This is a genomic window from Anaerobacillus sp. MEB173 (assembly GCF_052119505.1).
Classification (GTDB): Bacteria; Bacillota; Bacilli; order Bacillales; family JBJMAU01; genus JBJMAU01.
This window is the reverse complement of the sequence record NZ_JBJMAU010000001.1, coordinates 22,118-34,826: the sequence shown is the minus strand read 5'-3', so window position 1 is coordinate 34,826 and position 12,709 is coordinate 22,118. Positions and strand designations below refer to the sequence as shown.

11 protein-coding genes and 1 pseudogene are annotated in these 12,709 nt (G+C 38.1%); all 12 read right to left on the bottom strand.

Features of this window, described 5'->3' with window-relative positions; all coding sequences use genetic code 11:
* Window positions 1–8 precede the first annotated feature (8 nt).
* Entirely contained in the window at window positions 9–851 is an 843-nt protein-coding gene (locus ACJ2A9_RS00135) for a fumarate hydratase (protein ID WP_441419572.1), read from the bottom strand.
* Window positions 852–882: 31 nt separating this feature from the next.
* Window positions 883–1,689: a GntR family transcriptional regulator gene (locus ACJ2A9_RS00130; RefSeq protein ID WP_441419571.1), complete on the bottom strand. Its 807-nt coding sequence runs from the start codon at window positions 1,687–1,689 to the stop codon at window positions 883–885.
* 387 nt (window positions 1,690–2,076) lie between these two features.
* Window positions 2,077–3,519, bottom strand: coding sequence for an aldehyde dehydrogenase family protein (locus ACJ2A9_RS00125; RefSeq protein WP_441419570.1), 1,443 nt, complete (start codon window positions 3,517–3,519; stop codon window positions 2,077–2,079).
* An 86-nt stretch (window positions 3,520–3,605) separates the two neighbouring features.
* The gene (locus ACJ2A9_RS00120) at window positions 3,606–4,484 is read right to left on the bottom strand and encodes a dihydrodipicolinate synthase family protein (RefSeq protein WP_441419569.1); all 879 of its coding nucleotides are present in this window, start codon (window positions 4,482–4,484) and stop codon (window positions 3,606–3,608) included.
* Window positions 4,485–4,541: 57 nt separating this feature from the next.
* Window positions 4,542–5,453 carry a DMT family transporter gene (locus ACJ2A9_RS00115; protein ID WP_441419568.1) on the bottom strand — a complete coding sequence of 304 codons (912 nt, stop codon included), beginning with the start codon at window positions 5,451–5,453 and terminating at the stop codon, window positions 4,542–4,544.
* Between the two features lie 77 nt (window positions 5,454–5,530).
* Entirely contained in the window at window positions 5,531–6,835 is a 1,305-nt protein-coding gene (locus ACJ2A9_RS00110) for a TRAP transporter large permease (RefSeq protein WP_441419567.1), read from the bottom strand.
* Window positions 6,832–7,341, bottom strand: a complete 510-nt coding sequence (locus ACJ2A9_RS00105) for a TRAP transporter small permease subunit (protein WP_441419566.1) — start codon at window positions 7,339–7,341, stop codon at window positions 6,832–6,834. Before ACJ2A9_RS00105 ends, ACJ2A9_RS00110 begins: the two co-directional genes overlap by 4 nt.
* Before the next feature lie 148 nt (window positions 7,342–7,489).
* The gene (locus ACJ2A9_RS00100) at window positions 7,490–8,593 is read right to left on the bottom strand and encodes a TRAP transporter substrate-binding protein (RefSeq protein ID WP_441419565.1); all 1,104 of its coding nucleotides are present in this window, start codon (window positions 8,591–8,593) and stop codon (window positions 7,490–7,492) included.
* A gap of 218 nt (window positions 8,594–8,811) precedes the next feature.
* Window positions 8,812–9,522 (bottom strand): FadR/GntR family transcriptional regulator, encoded by a 711-nt coding sequence (locus ACJ2A9_RS00095; protein ID WP_441419564.1) that lies wholly within the window; start codon window positions 9,520–9,522, stop codon window positions 8,812–8,814.
* Between the two features lie 467 nt (window positions 9,523–9,989).
* On the bottom strand, window positions 9,990–10,397 hold the full coding sequence (locus tag ACJ2A9_RS00090; RefSeq protein WP_441419563.1) for a hypothetical protein: 408 nt from the start codon (window positions 10,395–10,397) through the stop codon (window positions 9,990–9,992).
* 416 nt (window positions 10,398–10,813) lie between these two features.
* Window positions 10,814–11,014 (bottom strand): annotated as a pseudogene (locus tag ACJ2A9_RS00085) (hypothetical protein); the annotation flags it as partial.
* Window positions 11,015–11,056: 42 nt separating this feature from the next.
* The gene (locus tag ACJ2A9_RS00080; protein ID WP_441419562.1) at window positions 11,057–12,559 is read right to left on the bottom strand and encodes an amidase family protein; all 1,503 of its coding nucleotides are present in this window, start codon (window positions 12,557–12,559) and stop codon (window positions 11,057–11,059) included.
* Between the last annotated feature and the right edge of the window lie 150 nt (window positions 12,560–12,709).

Genomic DNA, 12,709 nt, shown 5'->3' with positions numbered 1-12,709 from the left:
ATCACCTTTTAAATTATTGCAATTTTCTTTCGCGCGGCATGACATTGGATGTTAACAGCCACAGGGATAATCGAAATATGACAGGCATATGTTTCAACCGCTACCCATAAAGCTGTATTGATTCCTCCTAACCCTTGGGGACCTATGCCTGTTTGATTAATCTCTTCTAATAAGTCCTTTTCAAGTTGGGCTATGTGCTCTTTTGGGTGATATGAACCAATATCTCTTAAAATAGCTTCTTTTGATATAGCTGTTACCTTTTCAAAACTTCCACCAATACCAACACCAACAATAAAAGGAGGACAAGCTTTGCCGCCAGCTGTTTCGATTGTTTCAAGTACAAATTTTTTTACACCATCTATACCTTCACCTGGCAATATAAATTTCATTGCACTTAAGTTTTCACCCCCACCCCCCTTTGGTAATAAAGTAATTTTCATTTCATCCCCTGCAACAATTTTTGTATGAATAACTGCAGGTGTATTATCCTCTGTATTAATTCGTATCAATGGATCTTTAACTATCGACTTACGTAAATAGCCATCCTTATATCCTTTCCTAACACCTTCCTGAATAGCATCTTCAAGATTACCTCCAATAATATGAACATCTTGACCTACTTCAAGATATACAACTGTTATCCCGGTATCTTGACAATAAGATACTTGTTCTGCTGATGCTAATTCTGCATTCACAATTAACTCACTAATAATACTTTTCCCAATCGGTGAAACCTCAGAATCTTCAGCTTTTTTAAACGCTTTCACAACATCTTTTGGTAAGTTGTAGCAAGCCTCCCAACAAAGTCTTGCTACCTCTTCAGTAATAGTATTTACATCTACTTTTTTCACAATCAGCCTCCTAAGACCCTAAACAGTGTTATTATTCAGCTTTGTCATTCTTTACATCCTGATTTGGTTTAAACATAAATTCATTGACTTCAGAACGTTGATTCATTGGATTTCCTTGAAGATCTACGGAGAAGCGATATGAATCAGAACGAAACCATAGTAATGAATGTTCAATTGGTTCATCTTCAGTTGTATACAAAATCCGTTCTGCTCCAAGTACCGCATCCTTGCTAGATACATTGAGATATTTTTGAGTAAGTTCAGTAGCGGTTTCAGCAAAAATTTCCAAATGTGCTTTACCTATTTTACTATCAGTATTATTTGCAATTAGTTCTAAAATAGGATGTTTCTCAGCATCTTCTTTCGTTATAGATTCTGAATATTTTGGGTGCAAGTTGATTTGAGCTAAAGCAACAGGTACTGATTTAATGTAATACACTCGAAGAACCTGCTTAATTTCTTTCCCTTTTACTAAGTTCAAAGCAAGAGCAATATTTTGCGTTGCTTTAATTTCACTAAACGATATTAAATCGGTCTCTGGATTTACTCCTCCTTCAAGTAGGGTTTCATAAAGACCTTTAAAATTTTCTAATTGATGATAGAACTGCCTTTGCTTTACAAAAGTTCCTTTGCCTTGTTTTTTTTCAACTAATCCTTTGTCAATTAGAGCTTTAATTGCTTTTCGAACAGTAATTCTACTAACATCAAACATTTCCATTAAATTCACTTCAGTTGGGATTTTTTCACCACCCCCTAAAGATCCGGAATTAATTTCTCCTTCTATGTATAGAGAAATTTGTTCATACATCGGTTGTAAACTATTCTTATCAATATTCACTAGATATCACTTCTTATCATATATATTTTTTAATCTATAAGAACATAATACGTTATATAACGTATTGTTTCAACCTTGTTCTTATAATACGTTATATAACGTATTATTGCAAGTCATATTTTTAGAAATTTTCAGTATTTCGAAATAAGCAACCTCCTTTTAACTGGATACTTAAAGCTTTCATATTATGTGCTACTTCAACGTGGACTTGCTTCAGTAGTGCTCCGTGAGCCAATAGCTCTTCATCTAAACTTTGAAGGGGGATGTCTCAAAAGCAAAGTAACAGTCACCTCGACCGCAAAATATAGAAGTTGATCCTGTAACCCCTACATTTTGTAAACGTTCGAGGAGAGCTGTCACTTATGAGACATCCCCCTTCAGATTGATTTATAATGTATGTTTTATAGCACACGTTTTCAATTGAGAATAAAAATCGAGTGCAGACTGCCCTTGTTCACGGGTATGAGAACTAGAAAATTTCATTCCTCCGAATGGCGCTTGATACTCTACTCCAGCTGTTTCTTGATTGACTCGAACCATCCCTGCCTCTACCTCGTCAAGAAACCGATGGGCTTTAGAGAGATTACTTGTAAAAACAGAAGCACTTAATCCATAAATCGTTTCATTCGCTAATTGAATGGACTCATCAAAATCCTTTGCTTCTAACACAACAGCAACCGGTCCAAAAACTTCTTCCTGCACCAATGGGTGTTGTGGACTAACGCCCGTTGTTACAATTGGATTTACGTAGTAACCCTCAATCCCATCATTTTTTCTAGTCCCTTCCACCAGAATTTGAGATTCTTTCCGGGCAAGATTAATGTAAGAATTAACTGTATCAAATTGCTCTTTAGAAGCTACAGGGCCAAGATAGGATTCAGGATCAAGGGCATTAGACAACGTAACATCATGTTTGATTACATCCTTCATACCCTTAATAAACTCTGAATAAATGTCTTTCTCAACGATGATGCGACTAGTGGCCGTACACTTCTGCCCTGCAGATCGAAATGCTCCACTTACGATCATCGGGATTATTTTATCAAGTTCTGCATCCTTTAGTACAATGGCAGCGTTCTTACCTCCCATTTCCGTTTGGTATTTAATATTTCTTCTTGCACATATAGAAGCTACTTGTTGTCCAATTGTGGTCGAACCTGTAAAACTGACACCGTTCAACGTAATTTCTTCTAATAAAGTATTTCCAATTTCACTCCCTTTCCCTACTACAAGATTGAGAACTCCATCAGGCAGGTCCACTGACTGAAATATTTCCATCATCTTAGTTGCTGTTAGAGAAGCTATATCAGCTGGTTTCCAAATTACTGTATTTCCACAAATAAGAGCCGGAGCAATTTTCCAGATAGGAATAGCTACAGGAAAATTCCATGGAGTAATAATTCCAACAACTCCTAGAGGTACACGCTTCGAATACTGCAATACATTTACATCTGATGCTGGAACAATATCACCGTCTGATCGAACCCCTTCCGCAGCATAATACCGGAGAAGATTAACAGCCCTTGTTACTTCCCCTTTCATCTCCATAATCGGCTTACCCATTTCCCTACTGGCTAATGTTGCTAAGTTTTCTGTATTTTTGGCCAACTTATCTGCCATATCATTTAAAATATTTCCTCTGGCAGGAGCAGTCATTTTAGACCACACCTTATACCCTTGCCTTGCTGCTTTTTCTGCCGCATAAACATGACTTCGATCAGAAAAATTTACAATACCTACTTCTTCTTTTAGATTAGAAGGATTGTATACAACTTTACTCTTTGCTTGTGACTTGATCCATTCTCCACCAATCCAATTCATAGATTCCATGTACTTCACCTCATTTATGATTTAGATATGGATTCAAAGGAAAAGGAAGTATACCATTTTATACTTCCTCATCCAATATCTATTGACTAAGAATTTGCTCCAACTGCTCGTTCGTAATCCTTTTTGATTTTTGCATAGTAGTTATCACTCAATGGTAAGCGAGGTGGTCTCGTAGGACCTGCCGGTTGTCCTGCCAACTCCATCATATATTTAATAGATTGTACGAGCTGAGGATTCGCATCATAATGCATCAATGGTAGTAAATTTCGATACATCTCCATCGCTTCTTTTACTTTCCCTTCTCTCCCCAGATTAAAAAGTTCTACGCCTTCTTTGGGTAATGCATTAGGTACTCCCGAAATCCAACCGGTCGCTCCCATTAATGGCCCCTCTAGTGCTAAATCATCAACACCGATCATCACTTCTAAATTTGTTTGATCTAAGATATCATGAACCCGGCGAATGTCTCCTGTAAACTCCTTAACACCAACAATATTTTTAAACTTTGATAGTTTACTAAGTAAATCAGGGGTTAAGTCTGTTGGATAATCACGCGGGTTATTGTAGGCGATGATTGGTAATCCAACACGATTTAATGCTTCATAATGTGCAATGACTTCATTCTCAAGTGGGTTATAGTTAATGGGAGGTAAGGCCATTACTCCTTCTGCCCCTGCATCTTTCGAGTATTCAACCCACTCCACAGCCTGTTTTGTTGACGGTGCGGCAGTTCCTACCATAACTGGAACACGCCCTGCAGCCGCTTCCACAACCGTATCGATTATTTTAGCTCTTTCTTCTCTTGTGAATGTAGCATATTCCCCAAGAGATCCAGATGGTACAAGTCCATGCACACCATTTTCTACTAGCCAATTACACAGTTCATGTAAACGTTTATAATCAACCTCATAAGTTTCTGTAAAAGGTGTTACAAGCGCTACATAAACTCCCTCAAACCTTGCCATTTGTAATTCCCCTTCCAGTTATATAATTTTTATATTGTAAAAATGGTTAACAATCTCTTACTCTTCATTACTAGTCACTTTTGCTTTTTTAACATCAACATATCCTATCCCTAAAAAGACTCCTCCAACAATGAGAATAAAGCCAAAAATTTGGGAGAGTAAAATAGTCTCCCCTAAAAATATGAAAGCTCCTATTAATGCAAAAAAAGGGACAAAATTATTGAAAATGGCTGTTTGCCCCGCTCCTATTTGTTGAATGGCAACATTGTAGATGATGTGACACAAACCAGTTGCAATGACAGCCGAAAGTAGAAGAATACTCCATATCATCGCTGTGCCACTTGCCATTCGTTCAAAACTCTGCGGTTCAAATAAAGCACTTGTCACAAGTAACAACAGCGCACCAACCAATAACATACTAGCTGTCATCTGCTTGGGAGATAACGTTGTTGACATTTTTTTAATTAAGATAAAACTTGCTGCTTGAACGATCATTGCCAGAAAAACGATGAGGTCTCCACTGGAAACCGCACCTACTTCACCATTATTTTGTAAAACTACGATCCCAACACCTGTAAATCCAACGACAATACCAATGGTTCGCAGCCAAGTGATTCGATCATTCAAAAATATAATGGCCAAAATCGTCGTTGTTAATGGAATAAGTCCTAATATTAAGGCACCATTCGATGCCGTTGTTTTCATTAAACCAATGGCCAATAAACCTTGATGACAAAATTGTCCTAACACGCCTGCGAGTGTCATGTAGATCCATTCTTTTTTGGACATTTTTCTTAACTCTTTAAAGAAATATAAAAAGGTCATTGCCACAACGCCGGCTATCAAAAGGCGGAAACCTTGCATCGCTATAGGAGGGAAATGTTCTACTAAGAACTTAACAGCAACTACATTCAACCCCCAAATAAACATGACAATTGTTAAAAGAATATAGGACACTAATCGAGACAAATTGTCTCGCTCCTTCCTCATCAACCTACTCTTTAGCATTTTAAATACTCTATTGTTACTAGAATGATTGTTTAAAATCATAGAAGATTTGGTAACCAAAGAAATAGAGCAGGGAATAATATGATCAAGATGACACAGATAAGCTGTAATACTAAAAATGGAAACGTGGCTCTATAAATCTCTTGAATGGAAATATCGTCAGAAACTGCCCCCTTCAAATAGAAAATAGCAAAACCAAATGGAGGAGTTAAGAAAGCCATCTGTAACAATGTCATAAAGATTATGGCCCACCATAACGGATCAAAGCCATATTGAACCAACAAAGGAGAAACAATCGGTGCTGCTAACATGATCAATGCAGCAGTTTCCAAGAACATTCCTAAAAACAAAATAAACAATATACAAAGGATTAAAACTCCCCATTTACCCCCGGGTAAAGACTGGGCGATATTAGCAACAAGTGCATTTCCTCCAATACCAGCAAACACTGAACCAAAGGCACTTGCACCGACCAATATCCAACCAACCATACTAGATATTTTTAAAGTTTCAATAAACGATGCCTTTAAAGCAGTAAATGATAATCTTCGTGTAACGATACCTAGTAACAGGGCACCTAAGGCACCTACGCCTGCACCCTCTGTTGGTGTAGCTGCACCAGTAAGAATGGTTCCTAGAACAAGTACGATTAATATAAGTGGAAAGATTAAGCTTTTAAGAGATTTAATCTTTTCAATAGTGGAAACCCTCTGTTCTTTTGGGAGGGATGGAAATTTTGATTTATTCAAGTAAGCATTGATTAAAATGTAGACACAAAACAAACCCGCTAAGACGATTCCAACGTTTAACCCTGCAGCGAACAGACTACCAACTGAAACACCAGTAATCGCTCCATAAATAACCATATTTAAGCTCGGAGGGATAATTTGGCCAAGTGTGCCACCTGCCATCACAACTCCTAGACTTAATTTCCGATCATATTTATATTTAAGCATCTGTGGCAGAGCAATAAATGCTAAGCCGATTACCCCAGCTGCAACTACCCCTGATACAGCACCAATAATGGATCCAACAAGTATTGTTGCAATGGCCAATCCACCTTTTAATCCACCAGACAACTTATAGACCGATTCAAATAACTCAGATACAATATTCGTTTTTTCCAAGATGACTGCCATAAAGATAAACAAAGGAATGGCAATCAACGTAAAATTATTCATCGTTCCCCATGCTGCACTAGTTAGTAAACTAGTACTATTAAATCCCCACAGTCCCCAAGCGAAGGCGATACTTACAAAACAAAGGGAAAAAGCAATCGGAACGCCAATAAATAGGAATAAAAATAAAGCTACGAACATTAATATGGGCAAATATTCTATCATCTTTCCAATTCCTCCCCTGGCTTATTAGAAAATGTTGAGATAATCTCTCCTAAGGCTTGTAGTAAAACCAATGCAGCTGAAAGGGGAATAAACCATCTAAACCACCAAATTTGAGGATTAAATGCACTTTGATGAATCGAAGTTTCCAAGATTAATGTCGACTGCCATGCCGCTTTATAACCATTCCAGACCATGATAATACAAACAAAAATAATGATGAGTGATGATAGAATGTGAAGGATTTTTGCCCCAAAAGGTGACAGCAGTTTTGGTAGTATATCCACTGAAACATGTGCCCTCACTTTTAAACAGTAAGCTCCTCCCATCATGATTAGGATTCCGTATAAAAATAGAGAAACTTCAAACCCCCAATTTGGAGGCATTTTAAATACGTACCTCATCACAACGGTATATACAACAACGAGTATTTGAGGAATAATTAAAAAGGAAACAATTTTGCCCGAGTACTCTGATACTTTGTTAATTAGACTTAACAATTTAGCCATACGATTTCACCAAATTTCGTATCATAGTTTAGTTGCAATAATTATTAATGGCACAGATAAAATTAATCCTGCTTACTCTGAATGATGGAGAGATTCACCACTTCTATCGAAATAGTGAATCTCCAGTTTACCTAGTTTCAAAGTTTAATTAGTTTGAGTATCCTAGCCGACTTGCTTCATCAACATAACCAAGTTCAAACAATACTTCTGCATAAGCATCTAGATAATCTGCAGTGTCTGCACTTTCATCCCTGTATTCATTAAGTAAGTCAAATGCAACTTCTCTTAATTTATCAACCTCTGCTTCTGGTAATTGAATCATTTCAACACCTTCATCCAGCCAAACTTGTTTTGCACGACTATTGTCTACATCATATGCGATGGCAGAATTAAATCTGGCCTGATCCATAGCAGTAAGAACAATAGCTTGTAAATCTGCCGGTAACTTATTCCACGCACTAGGGTTAACAATTAATTCTTTATCATTAACCGGTCCAACATGCATTGCTGGTTCTATCACATATTTCGTTACTTCATGCATTCCCATTTCCGAATTTACGAGAAAGTCATTATATTCAGCACCGTCTACTGTTCCTAATTGAAGTGCAGTATAAATCTCAGGTGCCGCTACAGATACGGCCGCTGCACCTAGCTTGTCGTAGTAGCTTGTTGCAAGGCCTGCCGCTCTAATATTTAACCCCTTGAAATCTTCTACTGATCGAATTGGGGAATTTGTCATAAGGATTTCATCCGGACCATAATCAAAGGAACCTAAATATTTCACACCATGCTTTTCATATGCTTTTTCGAGAATTGGTGCCAATTTTTTATCTCTATAAAAATGTTCACTAAAGTTCTGGATTGGGTCACCAGGGATACCACCTGCTAACGCAAACACAGGATCTTTCCCTGCCCAAAACCCACTAAAAATCGCTCCCATTTCAACAACACCATTGTTAACAGAGTCAAAGGTTTCGTTTACTGGAAATAAAGTACCAGCTCCATATGGTTCAATAATTAGTCTTCCGTTTGAAGCTTCTTTTACTGACTCGACAAATGGAACTATTGTCCCTTCATATCTAGCAGTCCCAGGCATTTGATGGGTTGCTAATCTCCACTTAAATACTTCTTGAGAATTTTGTTGTCCTTCTTGATTGGAATCATTTGAACAAGCCACTAAAAACAACACCAATATCCCCATTACAATTCCAAGTGAAAATTTCCAATTCAGAACCTTACCCTTTTTCTTCATAAGAATTGACACCCCTTTATATAGTTTTAGTTCCCCCATTACATTTTGACGAAATACCTTAGACCATATTTCATCCCCTTTCCATGATGTTTGTTGTCTGACAAGAGAATCGTAAAAAAAAACACATTTGCTAAACTAACATTCCAAATATTCAGATATTTCCCTGTAAATAAAATGCTGTATGACATTTATGCTTACTCTTATATTGGATTTACAAACTATCTTTCTTCTAATAGTTCATCCTCACATGTAATACGGATTTGTTCAATATGCCTTTGCATAATTTTCATCGCTTGATCTGCATCATTTGCAATAAAGGCTGCCATAATTTCTTTTGCATCCACAATAGCACTCTCAGCATTTCTTACGTAAGATTTCCTCAGTTTATCAGATTCTTTAAAGATCCTTTCCGTTATCGTGCTCATTAATTCTGTTAATACCTCATTTTCACACGCTTCATAAATAATTTGGTGGAAATGAAATTCTATTTTTTGGAACGAATCAATGTTATCCACCTCTCGACTCATTTTTTCAATGGTTTCTTCCATTTCCTTAATTATTTCTTCTGAAGACCGTTCTACTGCAAGTTTAATCATAAGGACTTCAAGATGAAGTCTTGCGTCCACTAGTTGCAAATATGGCACTGCTTCCACCCATTTGTGCAAATTAGATGAATCCTCATCGATATAGTCTTTTATTAAAAATCTCCCCACACCCTTTTTTGTTACAACATAGCCACTTAATTCAAGCGCTTGAAATGCTTCCCTGATGGAGGATCTACCTACACCAAATGCTTCTGCAAGCTCCTTTTCACTAGGTAATTTCTCACCCTTTTGAATTTTCCCGGATTTTATAAAATCAATAATTTGTTCAACAATAATATTTACGATTCGATCTGGTTTTGTAATTTTGTGAATTTCATGTATCACTTCTATCTCCCCTTAATCTCATCCATATTTAATTTCTCTGTATTGATACAGAAGCAGTTAGGTTGTATGACAACATACATTTACTTATATCTATTTATCTTTTTTTACGAATATTACTATAAGTTTTAAATTTGTAATTAATATTTCGTATAAATTACAAACAATTGAACGACGGTATAAAGTTAGATAAGAGCTGAGTTATCCTATGCTAGACGGTTTTTATCATCGCTTCGTTTACAAGTTTCAGGTACTACCATCACATTAAGACACGAGCTTTTTCCATAGTAGGATTTTGATAATAAGGTTTTTAATAAAAATAGAAAAAGACTTCCTAGTGACAGGAAGCCTTAAAAATTATATATTCATATCTATTTAAAACTCTATTAACTTCAAATAGCACCTTTTTCGTACCTATTCCCTTTCGATAATTAACGTACAGCAAGCTTATTTGCCAGTACTTTAAATGATTAATTTTCAACCCTTTTCTCTAGGCTAAACAATCGCTTGTCCATTTCAGTTAGTTTATTATTCAGATAATCCACTTCAAAATCTGTTTTCTTTTTGGTAGCCTTCAACATTCCTACTACATCTTCAGTTTGGGAAGTTTCAATCCTGTTTACCGTTCCTTTAATTTCTTGAACATCACTTTTTACTCCAGTCATTTCATGTTTTACTTCTGTTATATCCTGTTTTACTTCAGACAAATCCTGTTTTACTTCAGACATATCCTGTCTAACTTCAGTCATATCCTTTTGCAGCCCAGTCATGTCTTTTTTTACTCCAGTCATATCCTGCTGTAGCTCTGTCATATCCTTTTGTAGCTCTGTCATACCCTTTTGTAGTTCTGATAAAATTTCAATAATTCTATCTTCCATTCCGATCACCTACCTATTAGATTATTATAAGTTATTTTTTATTTGCTTACTACACTTTGTGTACATATCAGTTTTGTTAACCGGAAAAACTCAACTTCCACAAAATAAGTTTGATTAAGAATTCATGTGATCTAATTAATTTAATATCATTTTAACGAACGTATATTCCTAAAACAACTATATTTCTTAAAATTCACACAATTTACACTCAAAAAACACAGACCGATCCCCTCAGCCTGTGCTCCTTACTATTCTACTCCACCATCCCCGCCAATTCCTTAAACACCACCGACGGCTGCCGCTTTAGCAACCCAACATCAACACTCTTCCTCACCTGTCCATTATTAATCCATAACTGCCCCTCTTCCACACTCATCATCAAATTCTTAATCCGATAACTCTTAATCCCAGTACGGCACCATCCCGACAAGCACTTTCTCCTCAAGTGACGACTGCCATTCCTCCAACGCCCCGCGCGGCAAGATTCCTTCTGCTTGCAATTCCTCTGGACTCTTTTCAACTAACCGCTCGACAAGCTGTTCAACCATCGACGTTGTTCCTTGCAAAAACGGAAGCCCTCCAATGTTTATTTTCTCAATGCTTTGAAAAAACGGGTTTATCGGTGTCGATTATATGAAAATTACTAATTTTCTAATTGTTTACACTTTTGTAAACGTAGGATTCTTTGTCAACTCCTGCCATAATTCAGTTTTCTCCATCTGTGCAGCGATAGTAAACAGTAAATCCTCGCGTCCCTGAGCGGCCATAAATTGCACCCCAACAGGCAATCCATCAGCGGTCATATGAAGTGGCAATGACATCGCTGGCTGGCCTGTCAGATTGGCCAACTGCGTAAACGGCACTCGTTTCAAGCTATCTTCTGCAAGCTGCTCAACAATCCCCAGTCTTTTTAACAACACTCCAGATCCTAGCCTGTTACTAACATTCATTAATAGCTTCTCCATCGGCTTTGGATCATGGTCAGCAATTTTTGCAGGAGGGAAGGCGGTTGTTGGGGTGATATAATACGTATATGTCTCATGAAACGTTTCCATCGCGTAAGCCGCCTCATCCCATGCCCGTAGACTTAACACAAATTCCTCAGCTGTAGTCGCTTTGCCTAATAACCCAAGCAGCCATGAAGTTGGCTCGACATCCTTATAGCTTACCTTCCGTCCTAACACTTCTTCAAGCCCTGACAACGTAGCAGCGACTTCACCAAAGTACATTGTCAAATAGCTGTTGGCGATCTTTTTTCCGTCGACTGGGGCATCTACCTCTTCGACATGGTGACCCATCGTTTCTAAGTAGTTGACAGTTTTCAGCACCGCTTCTTTGCATTCGGGATCTACTTCTGTTCCGATCGGTGATGTTAATGAAAAGGCAATCCGTACAGTACGTTCATTCGGCGTATTGATTGTTTCAAGATAACTCTTTTCATATGGAGCAACCGAAAAGGCAGCACTTTTTTCAAATCCCTTTAGCTCTTCAAGAATCGCAGCACTGTCTCGAACAGAGCGAGTGAGCACATGCTCTACCGCCGCGCCCTGCCAAAGTCGTCCGTACCTTGGACCTACCGGGGAACGCCCTCTCGTTGGTTTCATCCCAAATAACCCACAGTAAGCCGCAGGAATCCGAATCGATCCGCCGCCATCACTAGCTCCAGCTATCGGTACAATCCCCGCAGCAACAGCCGCTCCTGACCCACCGCTTGAGCCACCGGGTGTATAAGAAATGTTCCATGGATTTCTACTCGGACCATAATGAGTTGGTTCAGTGATGGCCATTAAACCAAACTCCGGAACATTCGTTTTCCCGAGGAAGATCAGTCCCGCTTTTTTTAAACGCCTAACATACTCGGAATCCTCTTTCGGTCGATAATTCTGCAGTGCTTTTGATCCTGATGTGATTGGAATGCCTTTCATCTCTTGAGTGATGTCCTTTAACAGCATCGGTACACCTGCAAACCGTCCAGTCATCTCACGAACCGAAGCCTCTCTTGCCTGGTCATACATCTTGTGAATGACAGCATTTATCTCTGGGTTGAGCGCTTCGATTCTTTCGATGACACCCTCTACAAGTTCCCTTGGGGAAACTTCTTTTTTCTTCACTAACTCTGCTAATCCTAGTCCATCGTATGTTTCATAGGCAAACCCTTTCATCAACCTATCACCGTTGCCAAAACCTTATAAAAATCTATACGCCTTGTTTACTTCTTGCTTCCACCTGTCCGATTTTGCCGAAGCTACTCTGGTTTGTTGTGACAGTCCACAAGCGTAAATTCAGGTACAACGAACCCTACACATTAACAG

What these genes read in the sequence shown, in the direction of transcription:
- ACJ2A9_RS00125 (WP_441419570.1), bottom strand. Translation starts at nt 3,519, where the DNA reads ATGGAATCTATGAATTGGATTGGTGGAGAATGGATCAAGTCACAAGCA.
- ACJ2A9_RS00120 (WP_441419569.1), bottom strand. Translation starts at nt 4,484, where the DNA reads ATGGCAAGGTTTGAGGGAGTTTATGTAGCGCTTGTAACACCTTTTACA.
- ACJ2A9_RS00110 (WP_441419567.1), bottom strand. Translation starts at nt 6,835, where the DNA reads ATGATAGAATATTTGCCCATATTAATGTTCGTAGCTTTATTTTTATTC.
- ACJ2A9_RS00105 (WP_441419566.1), bottom strand. Translation starts at nt 7,341, where the DNA reads ATGGCTAAATTGTTAAGTCTAATTAACAAAGTATCAGAGTACTCGGGC.
- ACJ2A9_RS00100 (WP_441419565.1), bottom strand. Translation starts at nt 8,593, where the DNA reads ATGAAGAAAAAGGGTAAGGTTCTGAATTGGAAATTTTCACTTGGAATT.
- ACJ2A9_RS00090 (WP_441419563.1), bottom strand. Translation starts at nt 10,397, where the DNA reads ATGGAAGATAGAATTATTGAAATTTTATCAGAACTACAAAAGGGTATG.
- ACJ2A9_RS00080 (WP_441419562.1), bottom strand. Translation starts at nt 12,559, where the DNA reads ATGAAAGGGTTTGCCTATGAAACATACGATGGACTAGGATTAGCAGAG.